The sequence below is a fragment of the Rhizobium sophoriradicis genome (genome assembly GCF_025200795.1).
In the GTDB taxonomy this organism is placed as follows: domain Bacteria; phylum Pseudomonadota; class Alphaproteobacteria; order Rhizobiales; family Rhizobiaceae; genus Rhizobium; species Rhizobium sophoriradicis.
In genome coordinates, this window is the sequence record NZ_CP104152.1 from 4,293,842 (window position 1) to 4,312,442 (window position 18,601).

The following is an 18,601-nucleotide window of genomic DNA, read 5'->3' on the forward strand; positions in this document are numbered from 1 at the left end:
GGGATCATCCCTCGTCGTCCGGCTGCAACTAAAAGCTGCTCATGCCGGTCTTCCTGCGAGCATTTGTAGGTTTCGAAAATGACAGGGACATGACGAATAAGCGGCACTTTTGCGAAGATAGAGACGTCGATTACCATTTATCCTTCCAAACGGCGGAAATTTCGCTAAGACCGAACCCCGGATATCACAAATTCGGGACTCCCCATTCCATGACAAGATTCGATGTTCTGACAGTCGGCAACGCCATCGTGGATATCATTGCCCGGTGCGACGACCAGTTCCTCATTGATAACAAGATCACCAAGGCGGCGATGAACCTCATCGATGCCGAGCGCGCCGAACTCTTGTATTCGCGCATGGGACCGGCGCTCGAAGCTTCCGGCGGCAGCGCCGGCAACACGGCGGCGGGCGTGGCGAACCTCGGCGGCAAGGCTGCCTATTTCGGCAATGTCGCAGAAGATCAGCTCGGCGAAATCTTCACCCACGACATCCGCGCCCAGGGCGTTCACTACCAGACCCGTCCCAAGGGCACCTTCCCGCCGACGGCGCGATCGATGATCTTCGTGACCGAGGATGGCGAACGGTCGATGAATACCTATCTCGGCGCCTGCGTCGAGCTCGGCCCGGAGGACGTCGAGGCCGATGTCGTTGCCGACGCCAAGGTCACCTATTTCGAAGGTTATCTCTGGGATCCGCCCCGCGCCAAGGAGGCTATTCGCGACTGCGCCCGTATCGCCCATGAAAACGGCCGCGAAATGTCGATGACGCTCTCCGACAGTTTCTGCGTCGACCGTTATCGCGGCGAATTCCTCGATCTGATGCGCTCCGGCACGGTCGATATCGTCTTTGCCAATCGCCAGGAAGCGCTGTCGCTTTACCAGACCGAAGACTTCGAAGAGGCGCTGAACAGGATCGCTGCGGACTGCAAGATCGCCGCCGTGACGATGAGTGAGAATGGCGCCGTCATCCTGAAGGGCCGGGAGCGTTATTACGTCGATGCGATCAGGATCAGGGAAGTTGTGGACACGACGGGCGCCGGCGACCTTTTCGCCTCCGGCTTCCTCTACGGCTATACCCAGGGACGCTCGCTGGAAGATTGCGGCAAGCTCGGCTGCCTCGCTGCCGGCATCGTCATCCAGCAGATCGGCCCGCGCCCGATGACCTCGCTCAACGAGGCCGCCAAGCAGGCAGGGCTTATTTGAAGGCTTCGCCGGGATACGCGCCCCAGATTTCCGACTGCGCCACCCAGCCGGTGGCGCCGTCGGTTTCGGCGCGGCACCAGTCGCCATTGCATTCGCCGATCGTCAGCATCACGCCGGGTTCCAGCTTGGCGATGATCGACGCGGAGGGCTGCGCCTCGCGGCGCAGATTGACGAAGATGCCCTTGCCCTTCGTCTTCATCCAGGGTGCGGCGATCGCCGCGCGCTGGCCTGACAGTAGCGACTGGTTGACCCAGCCTTCGGTGCCGTCGGCATCGCGGATACGGCGCCAGTTGTCGTATTCCTGGATGATCTCGACCGGCAGGCCGGATTTCAAATACATCCATGAAACCGCGTAATCCGTTCCCGGGCCGATGCGCAGGTTGACGCGCTTCGATTTCAGCGTGACGAAGCGCGGCAGCGGCAGGCCGCTCGGTCCCTTGGCCGCCTGCGCATGGGCAAATTCGACGGGGCCGAGCGATGCGACCAGGGCGATCGCGAGGGCGAGGCAGGACTTCAGGACTTTGCTGCGCATGGAGGCATCCGTTTGCTCGAATTCACGGGCAGGCCCGCCTGCACGCTGTCCGGGTTGTGATATTCGCCGGCTGCACCACGAGTTTTGTTTGTCTTCGCGTGCGGGTCTGGTAGAAATTGCCCGGAATGAGAAAATTATCACCCCTCTTGGTTAAAGACCTCTGAACAAGGCACCGCAGGCAGCCATGACAGCGAAGAAAAAACCGAAGGTCTACATCACCCGTAAGCTGCCGGATGCCGTCGAAACCCGCATGCGCGAGCTCTTCGATGCCGAGCTGAACATCGACGACGCGCCGCGCTCCGTGCCCGAGCTCATGACGGCTGTCCGGACCGCCGACGTGCTGGTGCCGACCGTCACCGATCGCATCGATGCGGCGTTGATCGATGCGGCCGGCCCGCAGATGAAGCTGATTGCGAGCTTCTCCAACGGCACCGACCATATCGACGTCGAGGCGGCGGCGCGCAGGGGCATCACCGTCACCAACACGCCGAACGTCCTGACCGAGGACACCGCCGACATGACGATGGCGCTGATTCTCGCTGTTCCGAGACGGCTCGGCGAGGGGGCACGGGTATTGACCGACAAGCCGGGCGAGTGGGCTGGCTGGTCTCCCACCTGGATGCTCGGCCGGCGCATTCACGGCAAGCGCATCGGCATCGTCGGCATGGGTCGCATCGGCACGGCGGTCGCGCGCCGCGCCAAGGCTTTCGGCCTTTCGATCCACTACCACAATCGCAAGCGCGTCAATCCGGCCGTCGAGGACGAGTTGGAGGCGACCTATTGGGAAAGCCTCGACCAGATGCTCGCCCGCGTCGACATCGTCTCGGTCAATTGTCCGTCGACGCCTGCAACCTTTCATCTGATTTCAGCCCGCCGCCTGGCGCTGCTGCAGCCGACCGCTTATCTCGTCAACACCGCGCGCGGCGACGTGGTCGACGAAAGCGCGCTGATCAAAAGCCTGAGGGAGGGCAAGATCGCCGGCGCCGGGCTCGACGTTTTCGAAAACGAACCGGCCGTCAACCCGAAGCTCGTCAAGCTCGCCAATGAGGGCAAGGTCGTGCTGCTGCCGCATATGAGCTCGGCGACGATCGAAGGCCGCATCGATATGGGCGACAAGGTCATCATCAATATCCGCACCTTCATCGACGGCCATAGGCCGCCGAACCGGGTGCTCCCCGGGCGTTGATCCCGCTTCAGACGATCCCGGCCTGAGGCGCAAGCATCTTCCGCATCTCGATGAAGGTCGTTCTGGCAAAGCCCGGATGCGCCTTCTCGGCGGTTCTCGAGAAACCCCAGGCGCCAAAGACTGCATGATTTTCGGTGAGTTCGATGCGCGTCTCAAGCCGCAAAGCGGCAAGGCCAAGCGCTGCCGCCGTCGCCTCGGCGGTTGCCAGCAGCCGCTTGCCGAGCCCCCTGCCTTGCGCCTCCGGGAGAACGGCGAGCTTGCCGACATAGAGACAGTCGGCCTCCGGCCTCAGAAACAGGCAGCCGATCAGCTTTTCGTCTTCGATGACGACATGACCGATCTCGGCCTCGGCCTTTTCGGCCAGGGACTTCGTCGTCAGCTTGAGTGCGGACGATGGCGGGTCGATCCTGCCGTTCATCGAGGCGAAGGCAGCGAGGATGAGTGTCAGCAGTTCGTCCCAGCGCGTGAAGCTCTGATCCAGGCGGATGATCGTCATAGGGTCTGTCCTTACCTTTCCAGGCGGCGTTTGTAGCGTATCGTGTCGAACCGGGCCGAGAGCGCGTCGTAGAGCAGCAGCCGTCCGATCAGCGGTTCGCCAGCACCGGTGATCAGCTTGATCGCCTCCATCGCCATCATCGTGCCGATGACGCCGGTCAGCGCGCCGATGATGCCGGCTTCGGCGCAAGTGGGGACCAGACCCGCCGGCGGCGCTTCCGGAAACAGGTCGCGATATCTGGGATTGGCTGTTCCGTCCTCGCCGGTCTCATAGGGCTTGAGCACCGTCAGCGAACCGTCGAAACGCCCGACCGCTCCGGTGACAAGCGCAAGCTGCGCCGCCTCGGCGGCGTCGGCGGCGGCATAACGCGTGTCGAAATTGTCGGACCCATCGATCAGCAGGTCGAAGCCGGCGAGTTGCCGCTGGGCGGTCTCCCCGCAAAACCGTTCCTCGAAGCGGATCAGCCGCACATGCGGATTGAGCCTGGCAATGGCGAGCGCAGCACTTTCGGTTTTCAATTCGCCGATGGTGCCGGAATCGTGGATCACCTGGCGCTGCAGGTTGGAGAGCGACACCCGGTCATCATCGACGATGCCGAGCGTGCCGACACCGGCGGCGGCCAGATATTGCAGGATCGGCGCTCCGAGGCCGCCAGCGCCGATCACCAGCACGCGGGCGGCCTTCAGCCTTTGCTGGCCGGCGCCGCCGATCTCGGGAAGCAGGATGTGACGGTGATATCGGGCGATTTCGTCGGGGCTGAGCGGTTCCATGGCGGCGATGCTATCATGACGCCCGACGCCAGGAAAAGCCGCCGCCGTCATCCTAACACCTTTCCGTCGGCAACGGTGAAGAACTGCGCCCGGTCCGCGAGCGCCGAAAACATCGTCTGATCCGTGCCCGTCATGAAAGCCTGGCCGCCGAGCCCGTCGACGAGGTCGAACAGCGCGGCGCGGCGGCCTTCGTCGAGATGGGCGGCGATCTCGTCGAGCAGCAGGATCGGCGCATGGCCCGTGAGATTGCCGACGAGCCGCGCATGCGCAAGCACCAGGCCAACGAGCAGCGCCTTCTGCTCACCGGTCGAGCAACGCTCCGCCTCCATCGCCTTTTCGCGGTGGTGGACGATGAGATCGGCCCGGTGCGGCCCATCCAGCGTGCGCCCCGCACCGGCGTCCCGATACCGGCTCTCCGCCAGCATCGCCGCATATTCGTCCTCGAGATCGACCGAGGGGCGGGAGAACTGGCCGTCCATGAAGCCCGAAAGCTGCAACGATGCCGAAGGGAAGGGCGAGTTCTCCGGCCTTTCCTCGATCAGCCGGGTAAGCAGGCCGAGCATTTCCTGCCGGGCGAGCGCCATCGCAATGCCGAGGCTTGCCATCTGCTCCTCGATGCCGGCAAGCCAGGAAGGGTCGAATCGGCCTTCATCAAGCAATTTGTTGCGGCTGCGCATGGCGCGCTCGAAATCGCTGGCGCGGCGGCCATGGGCCGGATCGAGCGACAGCACCAGCCGGTCGATAAAGCGCCGGCGGTCGGACGAGGCGCCGGTAAAGAGCCCGTCCATTGCCGGCGTCAGCCAGAGAAGACGCAGGTGATCCGTCAGTTCGTCGGCGGTTTTTGCCGCAGTGCCGTTGATCCGCAGCCGGCGGGTGGTGGTCTCCTCACCGGTTTCGACGCCGGTGCCGATCTCGACTTCGCCCTCCATGCCGTCAAGCGCGGCAAATATCGAGAAACCGCCGGCCGCGCCGACGCGGGTAATATCGCCATAGGCGGCGCGGCGAAGCCCTCGGCCCGGCGAAAGCAGCGAGACCGCCTCCATGAGATTGGTCTTGCCGGCGCCGTTGTTTCCCGTCAGCACGGCATGCCGGCCGTCGAGCGCAAGGCTCACTGCCGCATAGTTGCGGAAGTCCGTCAGCTTCAGGCGAGAAAGGCAAACCTTGTGCGGCATCGCGTGTCCGGGTTGGTGAAGCCTGACAGCTATGCCGAAGCGGCGTCGATAGCAAGGCTTGCGGCTCCACGGCTACGGATCACGCGTAAATACCCCTGCGGTTTTTCCGCAGGCTCCGGCAAATGAGCCCGGATTCAAGAACTGTACGGTACGCTTTTTTAGCGCGTCCCAAAAAAATACAACCGCATCGAAACGACCGACATCGCGTCCTAAGCCGCGTCATCGCTCTCAAACCGCCTGAATACCAGGGGCTGCGTTCATTTTTTCGGGGCCGCTGGCGTTACGCAAAACCCAGAAAAAGTCGGTTGAATTTTGCAACTAAAGGGTTGAGTTATGCGGGAGAAACGTTATGGTAAACGAAACGTTTGCGTATGAGAGAATGAAGAAGTGCCAGATCCGGTTGATATTATCGTTGGTCGCAACATAAGACAGCTTCGCGCCCTTCGCCGGGTTTCCCAGCTCGAGCTTGGTGAAGCACTCGGACTGACCTTCCAGCAGATTCAGAAATACGAAAAGGGGACGAACCGCGTTTCTGCCAGCAAACTGCACCAGATCGCGGTTTTTCTCGATGTCGAAATCTCGGTTCTTTTCGAGGGGGCCGACATGCCGCAATTCGGCAGCCGCATCGAGCTCAGCCCTGACGCCTATGCGCTTGCCCTGAGTTACGACAAGCTGAACTCACCAGCCGGCAAGGAGGCGGTCAAGACCATCCTTACCCTTATAAGCGGTGGGCAGGCGGCCGAAAAGGCGGCTTGATTCAGACCGTACTCGCAGACAATACAATCTGTTTAAGCTCGGGGTTCCGGGCAGGCCTATGAACAGCGCGAGCTGCAACGCGCCGCAACATCCGCGTTTGATAAGAAGCGTCAGTGAAATTCGCGCTCGTGCAACGCCGTCAGCAGGTCGTCCTGCGTCTGGTGGCCGGCATGATAGAGGTCGATTGCGATACTGGCGATCGAAAGGCCCTGTTGGCTGCGAAGCTTGATGTTGCGCTCGGCGCACCATGTGTAAATGGCGCCGGCGAGAACGTCGACATCGTCGTGCTGAGAGGAGAAGGCTGGCGCCATGGCAGTTACTCTTGCTTTTGATGATTCCCGAACAGAGCGTAGCGTCCGAAAGGACGGCCGAGGCGCTCCATCATTCCAAACTGCGCCTGATCCTTCGAAAGCCGGTCCGATCTCCGGGTTGTGCGCCGACGACAGAGAGTGATGTCATTTGGAAAACTTGCAAGCGCCATTATCCGGCTGCGTTAACGCAAGTCGACTTTCATCCCGCCGCTGTCTCAATGCGGTGCAAATTGCCCGGCGCGCCAGGCGAATGTGCCAAAACAGATCGTCATGACGAAAAAGCCGGGCACGTTTCCGTACCCGGCTTTCGGAACGGCTCTTCAGGTCTCAGCTCAGCCTTCGAAGAATTCCTTCATCCGGGCAAAGAAGCCCGTCGATTCCGGATTGTTCTCCTTGGAGGAAATCTGCTCGAATTCCTGCAGCAGCTCGCGCTGGCGTTTGGTGAGCTTTTGCGGCGTCTCGATCTGGATCTGGATATAGAGGTCGCCCGTCTGTGCCGAACGCAGTACCGGCATGCCCTTGCTCTTGAGGCGGAACTGTTTGCCGGCCTGCGTGCCTTCGGGCACGGTCACCCGCGATTTGGTGCCGTCGAGCGTCGCCACGTCGAAGGTCCCGCCGAGAGCCGCCGTCGTCATCGAGATCGGAACGGCGCAGTAGAGATCGGCTCCGTCGCGCTGGTAGAATTCGTGCGGCTTCACTGACAGGAAGATATAGAGGTCGCCCGCCGGTCCGCCGCGAGCCCCGGCTTCGCCCTCGCCCTGCAGGCGGATGCGCGTGCCGTCCTCGATACCGGCAGGGATATTGACCGAGAGCGAACGTTCTTCGGTTACCCGGCCCTGGCCGTGGCACTTCTGGCAGGGATCGGGAATGATCTGACCGCGGCCGTGGCAGGTCGGGCAGGTCCGCTCGATCGAGAAGAAGCCCTGTGCGGCGCGCACGCGACCCGACCCCTGGCAGGTGCCGCAATTCTTCGGCTGCGTGCCGGGCTTTGCGCCCGATCCCGAACAGACATCGCAGGTGATCGAGGTGGGAACGCGGATCTGCGCCGTCTTGCCGGAGAAAGCCTCCTCCAGCGTTATTTCCATGTTGTAGCGAAGATCGGCGCCGCGCTCGCGCCCGCCCGATGAGCGTTGGCGCGCCCGTCCGCCACCCATCATCTCGCCGAAAATATCCTCGAAAATGTCTGAGAAGCCGCCGCCGGCAAAACCGCCGCCACCGCCGCCCATGCCGCCATGCTCGAAGGCCGCATGGCCGTAGCGATCATAGGCCGCCCGCTTCTGCGGGTCCTTCAGCATCTCGTAGGCTTCGTTGATTTCCTTGAACTTCCGCTCGGCGTCCTTGTCATCCGGGTTCTTGTCCGGATGGTATTTCATCGCCAGCTTTCGGAAGGCGCTCTTCAGCTCTTTCTCGTCCGCCGACTTGGCTACACCCAGAGTTTCGTAAAAGTCCGCTTTTGCCATTAAGGATTAAACCCCGGAAATGGATTTCCGGCTGCCATGGTGAGCAGCCGGATCAGGTGTTGAAGCATTACCACGCCGCCGCGAATTACGCGGACTTCTTGCGGTCGTCGTCCTTGATTTCCTCGTAGTCGGCGTCGACGACATTGTCGCCGCCTTCCGCGGAGGCATCGGCAGCAGCGCCGCCTTCGGCCTGCTGTGCTTCATAAATCGCCTGGCCGAGCTTCATCGACACTTCCATCAGCGTCTGGGTCTTGGCCTTGATGTCGTCAGCATCCGGTTCGGAGGCTTCCGATGCCGTCTTCAGCGCGGCGATCGCATCCGAGATCGCCGTGCGGTCGGCTTCGGAGACCTTGTCGCCGTAATCCTTCAGCGACTTTTCCGTCGAGTGGATCAGGCTTTCGGCCTGGTTCTTGGCTTCCACGGCCTCGCGGCGCTTCTTGTCTTCAGCTGCATGCGACTCGGCATCCTTGACCATCTTCTCGATGTCGGCGTCGGAGAGACCGCCCGAAGCCTGGATGCGGATCTGCTGTTCCTTGCCGGTGCCCTTGTCCTTGGCCGAAACCTGGACGATGCCGTTGGCGTCGATGTCGAAGGTCACTTCGATCTGCGGTACGCCGCGCGGCGACGGCGGCAGGCCGACGAGGTCGAACTGGCCGAGCAGCTTGTTGTCGGCAGCCATTTCACGCTCGCCCTGCGAAACGCGGATGGTGACGGCCTGCTGGTTGTCCTCGGCGGTCGAGAAGGTCTGGCTCTTCTTCGTCGGAATCGTCGTGTTGCGTTCGATCAGACGGGTGAAGACGCCGCCGAGCGTCTCGATGCCGAGCGACAGCGGGGTGACGTCGAGGAGCAGAACGTCCTTGACGTCGCCCTGGAGAACACCGGCCTGGATGGCGGCGCCGAGGGCGACGACTTCATCCGGGTTGACGCCCTTATGCGGCTCCTTGCCGAACAGCTGCTTGACGACTTCCTGCACCTTCGGCATGCGGCTCATGCCGCCGACGAGAACGACTTCGTCGATCTCGGCGGCGGTGACGCCGGCATCCTTGAGGGCTGCCTTGCAGGGCGCGATCGTGCGCTGGACGAGATCGTCGACCAGGCTTTCGAGCTTGGCGCGGGTCAGCTTCAGCGTCAGGTGCTTCGGGCCGGAAGCGTCAGCGGTGATGAACGGCAGGTTGATTTCGGTCTGCTGCGAGGACGACAGCTCGATCTTGGCCTTTTCGGCAGCTTCCTTGAGGCGCTGCAGGGCAAGCTTGTCGTTCTTCAGGTCGATGCCGTTGTCGCGCTTGAATTCGCCAACGAGATATTCGACGAGACGCATGTCGAAGTCTTCACCGCCGAGGAAGGTATCGCCGTTGGTGGACTTCACTTCGAAGACGCCGTCGCCGATCTCGAGGATCGAAATATCGAAGGTGCCGCCGCCAAGGTCGTAGACGGCGATCGTCTTGCCTTCTTTTTTGTCGAGACCGTAGGCGAGCGCGGCAGCGGTCGGCTCGTTGATGATGCGCAGCACTTCAAGACCGGCGATCTTGCCGGCATCCTTGGTTGCCTGGCGCTGCGCGTCGTTGAAATAGGCCGGGACGGTGATGACGGCCTTCTCGATCTTTTCGCCGAGATAGGATTCGGCGGTTTCCTTCATCTTCTGAAGGATCATCGCGGAAATCTGTGCGGGCGAGTAGCCCTTGCCGTTGGCTTCGACCCAGGCGTCGCCATTGTCGCCCTTGACGATGCTGAAGGGGACGAGATGCTTGTCCTTCTCGACGGTCGGATCTTCGTAGCGGCGGCCGATCAGGCGCTTGACCGCAAAGAGCGTGTTCGTCGGGTTGGTGACCGCCTGGCGCTTGGCCGGCTGGCCGACGAGGCGTTCGCCATCATCGGAAAAGGCCACCATGGAAGGGGTCGTGCGCGCACCTTCCGCATTCTCGATGACCTTCGCGTCCTTGCCGTCCATGACTGCGACGCAGGAATTCGTCGTTCCAAGGTCGATACCAATTACTTTTGCCATGTCATTCTCTCCTTGAAGCAAGCTGTCGGAACCCCCAGAAGGCATTTCCCTGACAGCCCCTTACGGGATGGGCCTACTTAAGATTACGCAATCGTGATTGCGGTGATGCGGCGTATATAAGGAGCGGTTTTCTGGACTGCAAGGCGGGAAATAGCCCGGAATCCAGCAAAACGAATGTGTTGCCTTCAATTTTGCCGGTCGCCGGGAAAGAGGTCCGTCCATATCGGGAAAGCGGCTGATTTCTGAGTACGTCCCGCAGAATGGACAGCGGTTTTGCGACTGAAAGAACGCGCTGCACATTAAGGGATCGGGCTTGCACCGGGCATGCCGCAAGGTTCTCACTGGCCCATGATGAGATCGAGCAGGGTGGTGCGTCGCGGCTGCACGGAGGAGGTCGTTTGCGGCGCCCCGACATCGCCGGGCGGCACCACGTTTCCGTACCCGCCGCCATTACCTTCGGCAACGTCGGCAGGCGGAATCGGACCATTTCCGGCTGTTGCCGTCGGCTGCCGTACAGGCGCCTGCGGGTAGCGGTTGGCATTCTCGTTGCCGCCGAAGACGCCGGAAATGATGCCGCCGATCGTCATGGGCGGCACCTCGGCGGTGACCGGCTGCCCGCCGTCGGGCGCCGTCTGCGCCATCGGCTGGCCGTTGGGATCGCCGATCAGCTGGCCGTTGCCGAACAGTGGCGCCGGCGAAAGACCCTTGTGGGCGGCGATCATGAATTCCTTCCAGGCCTTGGCCGGCAGGCCGCCGCCGGTCACCTTCTTCATCGGCTTGCCGTCGTCATTGCCGAACCAGACGCCTGTCGTGAGGTTGCTGGTGAAGCCGACGAAGAGAGCGTCGCGTGAATTCTGCGTCGTGCCGGTCTTTCCCGCCGCCTGCCAGCCGGGGATCTTGGCGCTCTTGCCGGTGCCGTTGTCGATAACGCCCATCATCATCGCATTCATCTGCGCGGCGATCTGCTCGGACAGCACACGCGGCGGGCTGTCATAGGTATTTTCGTAAAGAACCTTGCCGTCTGCGGTCGTCACCCGGCGGATGACGTGCGGCGTCGCCTTGTAGCCGCCGTTCATGAAGGCGGCATAGGAGGCGGTGAGTTCCATCAGCGACACTTCGGATGTCCCGAGCGCAATCGAGGCGTTCGGCTGCAGCTCGCTTTCGATGCCGAGCCGGTGGGCGAGCTTGATCACCTGGTCCGGCCCATCATACATCACCAGCTGGGCGGCAACCGTGTTCAGCGACCTCGAAAGCGCAGTGGCGAGCGTCACTTCGCCATTGTATTTCTTCTCGTAATTCTCCGGAGTCCAGTCGCCGATGCGGATCGGCGCGTCGTTGAATACCGAAAAGGGCGTCAGTCCCTTTTCCAGCGCTGCGGCATAGACGAAAGGCTTGAACGAGGATCCCGGCTGGCGCTTGGCCTTGACGGCGCGGTTGAACTGGCTCGTTGCATAATCCCTGCCGCCGACCAGCGCCCGGATCGCGCCGGTGCCGTCGATCGAGACGAGGGCTGCCTGCGAGGCGTCGAGCTTGCCGCCTTCCTTGTCGAGCACGTCGACCAGCGATTGCTCGGCCTTTTTTTCCAGCGACTTGTCGATTGTCGTATCGACGATGACGTCTTCCTTGACGTCGCCGATCAGGCCCGGCAGCTGATCCATCACCATGTCAGCGACGTAGTGTCCGGCGCCCGACCAGTAGCTCTTGGCCGAAGCCGGGGTCTGCGACATCGCGGTCTTGACCTCGGAATCGGTGATGAAGCCCTGCTCTCGCATCGCCGCGAGCACGAGTTGGGCGCGTGCATTCGCGGCGTCCGCGTCGCGGGCCGGCGAAAGCCGCGACGGCGCCTTGAGCAGGCCGGCCAGCACGGCGGCCTCGCCGAGGTTCACATCACGCGCCGACTTGTTGAAATAGCGCCTCGACGCCGCCTCGACGCCATAGGCGTTCGATCCGAAGAACACCCTGTTAAGATACATCGCAAGGATCTGGTCCTTGGTATATTTCTGCTCCAGCCACAGGGCGAGCAGCACTTCCTGCACCTTGCGCTCCAGCGTTCTTTCCGGGGAGAGGAAGAGGTTCTTGGCGAGCTGCTGCGTCAGTGTCGAGCCGCCCTGCACCATATGGCCGGCCGTGAAATTGGTGACGATCGCCCGGCCGAGACCGAGCGGATCGACGCCGAAATGCGAATAAAAACGCCGATCTTCGATGGCGATGACGGCTTCGGGAATATAGGGCGACATGTTTTCGAGCGACAACGCCTCGCCGCCGGTGGCGCCGCGATTGGCAATGACGCTGCCGTCGACGGCGGTGATCTTGACGTTCGGCGGCCGCTCGGGAATCGCCCATGTGCTGGCGCTCGGCATGCGCGAACCATAATAGACAACAAGCCCGGCAACGCCGATCCCGGCCCAGATGAACAGCACGACGCACCAGTAGACCACACGGCGCAGAAAGCTGAAAAAGCCGCCGCCTTCAAGCTCGCGCGGCTCGCGCCGCCGCTGGCGGGCGGGACGCTGCGGTGGCGGCCTGGAACCGCCGCGCCGCGCCGATCTGCTGCCGATGACGCGGTCATCGGCATCCAGCGAAAATTCGTCATCGTCGCGGGCCGGGCGGCCGCTGAAGGACGGTTCTATTCTGTCGCTTGATCTGCCTCTGCCTGCCATCGCCGACCGGTCGCATCCCCTGTTCGATCGCGAAGCCCACTTCGCATAACGGCGCCCCTGCAGCGCCGCGTGTCTTTCCGGACGCGCAAGAACGCTGTAGCACTTTGAAGGGCTGCGTGATTTTGCCTTCAACCGATTCCAGTTCAAGGAACGACGCAGCGGGCGACGCGATCATCCGGTTGAACTTTAATTGCGGCGATTTAACGGGGTGTTAAAGGGCGGCAAACGAGGGCGTCGCGCCGCCTCCCGTTAAATCGTCTCTTCAATATTGGCGGGCCTCGTAATCGTCGGGCGTTTCCGGATCCTGCTTATATTCCCACTCGCCGAGATGAAAGCGGCGCCAGATCTGGCCGGAAGGGTTGAGGCTGGCCCCATCAGTCAGGCGTACGGGAAGGATGGGGTTGTATCTATGCCAAACGGCAACGTCCGTGGCGGCCGCCCGAGGGCCGAACAGCCCGAAGAAAGCCAGGTAGTCTTGCGTCATCAGGGTTCCAGCCTCGAACGGATCAGAATCGATCCGCAATTCCGCAAAATTGTTATAAGCAACCCGGCAAAACAAGAGCGGCAGGCTATACTCACAGCAAATTGCCTATAACCTCGCGCGGACCAACGTAGCCGCTGCCGCGCTGCCTTCGTCACTCGCGCTGAGGCCGGCAGATCGCGCCCGTTTCGGATCGCCCTTGCGGCCACACCCGGCATGCACAAAGACCAACGACGCGTTGCATCGATCAAATGCGATTTCTGATTTAAGGAATTATGCGCAGGGTGGAACCAATAGGCTCGACGATTGTTTATTGAGCAGCGGGACACCCCCTCACGTCCCGCCTAGATCGGCCGTCTCCCCTCAACGCGGCCGATCGACATCAGGCCCGGTGCATCCCCCCAAGGAGCGCCGGGCTTTTTTTCTGGCACTGCTGTCGCATTGGACCCGTCTATGCAGAGAGGGCGGCATTGCTGCCGCCCTCGATATTTCAGTTGTCGCAGGACGGATCGCCCGGACGGCAGACAAAGGGCGAAGCCCTGGGATCCGGGCGGTTGTAGGTATCGGCCTTCCCGCCCCTGAACTGCGGCAGATCACGGAAATTCGAACTCCTGTTGTCATCATCCCTGCGGACCTCTCTGCGGCGTTCCTCCCTGCGGGCGTCGTCGCGCCGGTCGCGGTCACGATCCCGGTACTCGCGGGCCTGGTAATCCCGATCCCGATACTCCCGCGGCCGGTAATCCCGGTCCCGGTAGTCGCGGTCGCGGTAATAGTAGTCCGGGCCGCGGCTCCAGCGGTCACGCTCGCGATAGAAATCGCGGCCGCGGTAGTAGCGGTCCCAATAATTGCCGACGCTGAACGTAACCATCGGAATGCCCAGCGGACGGTAATATTGCGGACCGACATAGACACGGCGTTGCTGGTAGACGGCCTGCACATACTGCCCGGAAACCCAGCCGCGGCCGCCGTAGAATTCGACGTCGCACCAGTTGACGTTGGAAAGACATCCACGGATTTCGACCGAAGAGCCGGCGGGGATGACTGCGACGGCGGGATAGCGCGTGCTTGGTCCCGCACGCATGTTGACATTCGCCGTCGAGTAGCCCTCGGCGGCCTGTACTATTGCCGGAGCCAGCACAAGCAGCGCGGCCGCGGCGATCTTGACGATGAGGTTTTTCACGCTTCTCACTCCTGGTTGGCGTGTTTTCGGCAGCGCTTGGCTGCGCTTGTTTGCGGCATATGCCATATGCGCAAAGATAGAGCGATCGCCGGCATTTGTTAGGGCGTCACCATTTTCCTTGTCTTTCAAAAGGTTATACTGACTTCCCGATGAACGCAGCTTGAACGAGGGGGATTTTGTGATGCGATATGGCGTTCTCGATGCGGAAATGCTTGTGCAGGTGTCGTTAACCGCTCGTTAACCTTTCGAAGGCAGTCTCATGGCAATACCGCTTGCTCCTTGACCACGGATGAACTGGCACTGAGACGAGCGGATAACGAAAGGCCGGTTTGAACCGGCCTTTTTGTTGTCGCGATTATTCGTGCTGCGACGCGTCAGTCTCTCTCAGGCGGCAAGGGCCTGAAGAATCCGCACCCAGGAGCGGATGCCCTTGTGATAGGAGACAAGCTCGTATTTTTCGTTCGGCGAATGGATGCGGTCGTCGCTGAGGCCGAAGCCGACGAGCAGCGATTCCATGCCGAGCATCTTCTGGAAATCGCCGACGATCGGGATCGAGCCGCCCATGCCGATGACGATGGCGGGTTTCGGCCATTCGTCGGAAAGTGCGGTCTTTGCCTTGGTCAGCAGCGGCGAGTCATAGGAGAGATGAATCGCTGGCGAGCCGCCATGCGGATGAAACTCGACCGAGCAATCGGCCGGAATTTTCGACCTGACATAGTTGCGGAAGGCCTCGCGGATGGCGGTCGGATCCTGGGTACCGACGAGCCGGAACGAAACCTTTGCCGAAGCCTTGGCGGCGATCACCGTCTTGAAGCCTTCGCCGGTATATCCGCCCCAGATACCGTTGATTTCGGCGGTCGGCCGCGCCCAGGTCAGCTCCAGCACCGACCGGCCCTTCTCGCCGGAGGGAATGGAAAGGCCGACTTCGCCGAGGAATTTTTCCGCGCTCTTGCCGAGCGTTTCCCATGACGCCTTGATGTTGTCGGGTGTCTCCTCGACGCCGTCATAGAAACCGTCAAGCGTGATGCGGCCGGACTCGTCGCGCAGGCCGGCAAGCGCCTCGACGAGAATATGAATCGGATTTGCTGCAGCCCCTCCGAACAGACCGGAATGCAGGTCGCGGTCGGCGGCCGTCACGACCACTTCCTCGCCGACGAGGCCGCGCAGCGCCGCGGCGATGGCCGGCGTGTCGTGGTCCCACATGCCGGTATCGCAGACAAGCGCATAATCGGCCTTCAGCTCGGCGGCGTTGGCTTCGAGGAAAGGTTTCAGCGACGGCGAGCCCGATTCTTCCTCGCCTTCGAAGAGAATGGTGATGCGGCAGGGAAGCGAGCCGTTGATCTCCTTATAGGCGCGGCAGGCTTCGACGAAGGTCATCAGCTGGCCCTTGTCGTCGGATGTGCCGCGGCCGGTCAGGATCTTGCGGCCCTCGCCAATATCCTTGATCGACGGCTCGAAGGGATCGTTTTCCCAGAGCTCGATCGGATCGACGGGCTGCACGTCGTAATGGCCGTAGAACAGAACATGGGGCGCGTCGGCGGATGCCCCGGCATGGTGGGCGACCACCATCGGATGGCCGGGCGTGTCACGCACCGAAGCGGAAAAGCCGATTCCCTGGAGATAGGCGACCAGCCATTCGGCCGCTTTGCGGCATTCCGCCTTGAAGGCGGGATCGGTGGAAATCGACTGGATGCGCAGAAGCTCGAACAGCTTTTCGAGACTCGAGGAAAGGTTCTGATCCGCGCGTGCAAGCACCTGTTGTACATCCGTCATTTTCGACTCCTTTTTGAAATTTGGCCGGACGATAGACCAAACCAGCAGGGCAAGCGAGGCGGAAAAAGCAAAACTGGGCGCGGCGGAGGTGAGCAGGTCTGGATCAGCGTCGGGAAGATTTGCTAGATGTATAGAAGAACATCCTAATTCAATTTACAGTTATTTAGCACAACCAAACTAACGTGACCGAATTCAGCTGTACGAGGGGCGAGATGTTTTCGGTCATTACTTGTATTCGCGACTATCACGATTGGCGGCTGGTGCTCGCGGCGGCCGCGGTCTGCCTGATCGGCGCGATGGCAGCGATGCTGCCGCTTTCCCGCGCCGGGGAATGCGATGCCGGGCGTCGCAAGCTTTGGATCGGCGCGTCGGCTTTCGCCTTCGGCACCGGCGTATGGGCAACTCATTTCATCGCGATGCTGGCCTATGACGGCGGCATGCCGATCAGCTACCAGCTCGGCCTGACGGCGCTTTCCTTCCTCTTGTCGGTTGTCGGTTCGTGGGCGGCAATCCTCGTCGCTTCGCGAAGCCGAGGCAATTTTTCGCGCTTCCAAGGCGGAGTCTTGATGGCGCTCGGCATCGCCTCGATGCACCTCACCGGCATGCAGGCGATCGAGACACAGGCTGACATCCTCTACGATCCGTACATGACGTTGAGTGCGGTACTCGCGGGGGCGCTGCTGTCGAGCATTGCCTTCCACGCCTTCTTCCAGTTGAAGGGACTGAGACGGCTCTTCGTCTCGTCGGTCACCTTCGTCCTTGCGATCTGCGCCCTCCACTTTATTTCGATGGCCAGCATCACACTCGTGCCGGATCCCGGCAAAGAGGTTCCGGCAACGGTGCTGGATACCAGCCTGCTGGCCGCAATCGTCGTGGTGGCGGCCACGGCTCTCATTCTGATCGCTATTTCATTGGTCTTTGTCGAAAGCCACCTGACGGATCTGAGGGGGCTGGCAAATGCGTCGCAGGAAGGATTGCTGATCCTGCGGGAAGGCAGGATTATCGATACCAACGAACGCTTTCAGGGACTTTCCGGCTGGAAGCTTGCGGATCTCTCGGGCAAGGCGCCGTCCATTGTCTTAACCGCCCTCCAGGGACAGAACGGGCCCGGCGAGACGCTGCTCAACACCAGAAACGGCAGGGAGATCGCCGTCGAAGTGAACACGAGCAGGATCGTCTATCGCGGCCACAACTGCGACGTGCTGGCGGTGCGCGATCTTACGGAGCGAAGACAGGCCGAGGAGATTATCGAGCACCTCGCCCACCACGATGTTCTCACCGACCTTCCAAACCGGTCGTTGTTCGATAAGCGCATCCGCCAGGCACTGCAGATGGCCAAGGGGAAAAACAGCGAGGTTGCTCTCTTCTATATCGATCTCGATCGCTTCAAGACCGTCAACGATATCTTCGGCCACGCCGAGGGTGACCGCATTCTTTGCAAAGTCGCCTCGATCCTGCGTCGCGTGGCCGACGAACGCGATACGATCGCCCGTCTCGGCGGCGATGAATTTGCCATCATTCAGTCCGCCGGACAGCAACCGGCGGCCGCGCAGAAGCTCGCAGCCGCGATCCTCGACGAATTCGCCGCCGAGATGGACATGGCGCGCGACCCGACCGCCGTCGGCGTCAGCCTCGGTATTGCCCTTTACCCGGCCGACGGAAGCGATCCGGACGAGATCTGCAATAACGCCGATATCGCACTCTATCGGGTCAAGCACGGTGGTCGCGGCAAGGCCTGTTTCTTCAATGCGGAAATGGACGAGGCGACGCGAGCCCGCCGCCAGATCGAAAGCGAACTGCGCCACGCCATCACCCGCAATCAGATCCATGTCAGCTATCAGCCGGTTCTCAATGCACAGAGCGGCGAGATCAGCGGTTACGAGGCCTTGATGCGCTGGAACCGTCCGGGCCACGGCCTGAGCGAGCCGGATATCTTTATTCCGATCGCCGAGGAAAGCGGCTCGATCGTCCAGCTCGGCGAATGGGTGTTGCAGCAGGCCTGCAAGGAGGCCGCGCGCTGGCCGAATCCGTTGACGATCGCCGTCAACGTTTCGCCGGTGCAGTTCATGCTGCCAAACCTTTGCGAGCGGATCGAGGCCATCCTCAAGGAAACCGGGCTTGCGCCCGGCCGGCTGGAAATCGAGATCACCGAGGCCGCTCTCATCCGGGATCGCGACCGGGTGATGGCCACGCTGCAGCGTCTGCGCAGTCTGGGTGTTCATATCGTCATGGACGACTTCGGCACCGGTTTTTCCTCGCTTTCGAACCTGCGAACCTTCCCTTTCGACAAGATCAAGGTCGACCGCAGCTTCACCGGCATGCTGGAGCATGACGCGGCGGCGCGTTCGATCGTGCGCGCGATCATCGGCCTCGGTCACAGTCTCGGCATGCCAGTGGTGACCGAGGGCGTCGAGACCGAGACGCAGCGCCAGATCGTCGTCGAAGAAGGCTGTGCACAGGTACAGGGGTTTTTGCTCGGCAGACCGGATGTCGAGCCGAGCACCAAGCTCGCTGCCCGCGAAAGCCTCCTGTCCTCGACAGCCTAATGCATGTCGCAGCGGTTCCGGGACAACGACATGCATAAAAACAAAAGGCTAAGGGACGATCCGTCGCTACCGTG

Annotated in this window: 15 protein-coding genes; 4 read left to right on the forward strand and 11 right to left on the reverse strand. The window is 61.6% G+C overall.

Features of this window, described 5'->3' with window-relative positions:
• The first annotated feature begins 209 nt into the window (after positions 1–209).
• Positions 210–1,202 carry an adenosine kinase gene (locus N2597_RS20945; protein WP_039617227.1) on the forward strand — a complete coding sequence of 331 codons (993 nt, stop codon included), beginning with the start codon at positions 210–212 and terminating at the stop codon, positions 1,200–1,202.
• On the opposite strand, the gene N2597_RS20950 is transcribed toward N2597_RS20945, so the two are convergent.
• Complete coding sequence (locus tag N2597_RS20950; RefSeq protein WP_096763465.1) at positions 1,195–1,734, reverse strand: SH3 domain-containing protein; 540 nt, start codon at positions 1,732–1,734, stop codon at positions 1,195–1,197. The genes N2597_RS20945 and N2597_RS20950 overlap by 8 nt on opposite strands.
• A 184-nt stretch (positions 1,735–1,918) precedes the next feature.
• Here N2597_RS20950 and N2597_RS20955 point away from each other — a divergent pair, with 184 nt between their 5' ends.
• Entirely contained in the window at positions 1,919–2,920 is a 1,002-nt protein-coding gene (locus N2597_RS20955; RefSeq protein ID WP_038686090.1) for a 2-hydroxyacid dehydrogenase, read from the forward strand.
• A gap of 7 nt (positions 2,921–2,927) precedes the next feature.
• Here N2597_RS20955 and N2597_RS20960 read toward each other — a convergent pair whose 3' ends face one another.
• From N2597_RS20960 to recF, 3 genes are read right to left on the reverse strand one after another with little or no spacing between them, the layout of a single operon-like run.
• Positions 2,928–3,416 (reverse strand): GNAT family N-acetyltransferase, encoded by a 489-nt coding sequence (locus N2597_RS20960; protein ID WP_038686093.1) that lies wholly within the window; start codon positions 3,414–3,416, stop codon positions 2,928–2,930.
• Positions 3,417–3,427: 11 nt separating this feature from the next.
• The gene (locus N2597_RS20965) at positions 3,428–4,237 is read right to left on the reverse strand and encodes a molybdopterin-synthase adenylyltransferase MoeB (protein ID WP_183598654.1); all 810 of its coding nucleotides are present in this window, start codon (positions 4,235–4,237) and stop codon (positions 3,428–3,430) included.
• Positions 4,234–5,358, reverse strand: coding sequence for a DNA replication/repair protein RecF (gene recF / locus N2597_RS20970; protein ID WP_096763463.1), 1,125 nt, complete (start codon positions 5,356–5,358; stop codon positions 4,234–4,236). Before recF ends, N2597_RS20965 begins: the two co-directional genes overlap by 4 nt.
• A gap of 387 nt (positions 5,359–5,745) precedes the next feature.
• Here recF and N2597_RS20975 point away from each other — a divergent pair, with 387 nt between their 5' ends.
• Entirely contained in the window at positions 5,746–6,114 is a 369-nt protein-coding gene (locus tag N2597_RS20975; protein WP_010043800.1) for a helix-turn-helix domain-containing protein, read from the forward strand.
• A gap of 110 nt (positions 6,115–6,224) precedes the next feature.
• On the opposite strand, the gene N2597_RS20980 is transcribed toward N2597_RS20975, so the two are convergent.
• The 7 genes from N2597_RS20980 to N2597_RS21010 all read right to left on the reverse strand — a co-directional run bounded on the left by N2597_RS20980 (position 6,225) and on the right by N2597_RS21010 (position 15,981).
• Positions 6,225–6,425: a hypothetical protein gene (locus N2597_RS20980; RefSeq protein WP_004672628.1), complete on the reverse strand. Its 201-nt coding sequence runs from the start codon at positions 6,423–6,425 to the stop codon at positions 6,225–6,227.
• A gap of 332 nt (positions 6,426–6,757) precedes the next feature.
• Positions 6,758–7,885 (reverse strand): molecular chaperone DnaJ, encoded by a 1,128-nt coding sequence (gene dnaJ / locus N2597_RS20985; protein WP_038686104.1) that lies wholly within the window; start codon positions 7,883–7,885, stop codon positions 6,758–6,760.
• A gap of 85 nt (positions 7,886–7,970) precedes the next feature.
• On the reverse strand, positions 7,971–9,887 hold the full coding sequence (gene dnaK, locus N2597_RS20990) for a molecular chaperone DnaK (RefSeq protein ID WP_038686106.1): 1,917 nt from the start codon (positions 9,885–9,887) through the stop codon (positions 7,971–7,973).
• Positions 9,888–10,225: 338 nt separating this feature from the next.
• Positions 10,226–12,547 (reverse strand): transglycosylase domain-containing protein, encoded by a 2,322-nt coding sequence (locus N2597_RS20995; RefSeq protein WP_096763462.1) that lies wholly within the window; start codon positions 12,545–12,547, stop codon positions 10,226–10,228.
• Between the two features lie 262 nt (positions 12,548–12,809).
• Entirely contained in the window at positions 12,810–13,031 is a 222-nt protein-coding gene (locus N2597_RS21000; RefSeq protein ID WP_077995101.1) for a hypothetical protein, read from the reverse strand.
• A 487-nt stretch (positions 13,032–13,518) separates the two neighbouring features.
• Positions 13,519–14,208, reverse strand: coding sequence for an SH3 domain-containing protein (locus tag N2597_RS21005; RefSeq protein ID WP_039617237.1), 690 nt, complete (start codon positions 14,206–14,208; stop codon positions 13,519–13,521).
• A 384-nt stretch (positions 14,209–14,592) separates the two neighbouring features.
• A complete protein-coding gene (locus tag N2597_RS21010) occupies positions 14,593–15,981 on the reverse strand; it encodes a dipeptidase (protein WP_183598656.1) in 1,389 nt (462 codons plus the stop codon).
• Between the two features lie 212 nt (positions 15,982–16,193).
• Between N2597_RS21010 and N2597_RS21015 the strand changes: the two genes are divergently transcribed.
• Complete coding sequence (locus tag N2597_RS21015) at positions 16,194–18,527, forward strand: bifunctional diguanylate cyclase/phosphodiesterase (protein WP_096763460.1); 2,334 nt, start codon at positions 16,194–16,196, stop codon at positions 18,525–18,527.
• The last annotated feature ends 74 nt before the right edge of the window (positions 18,528–18,601 follow it).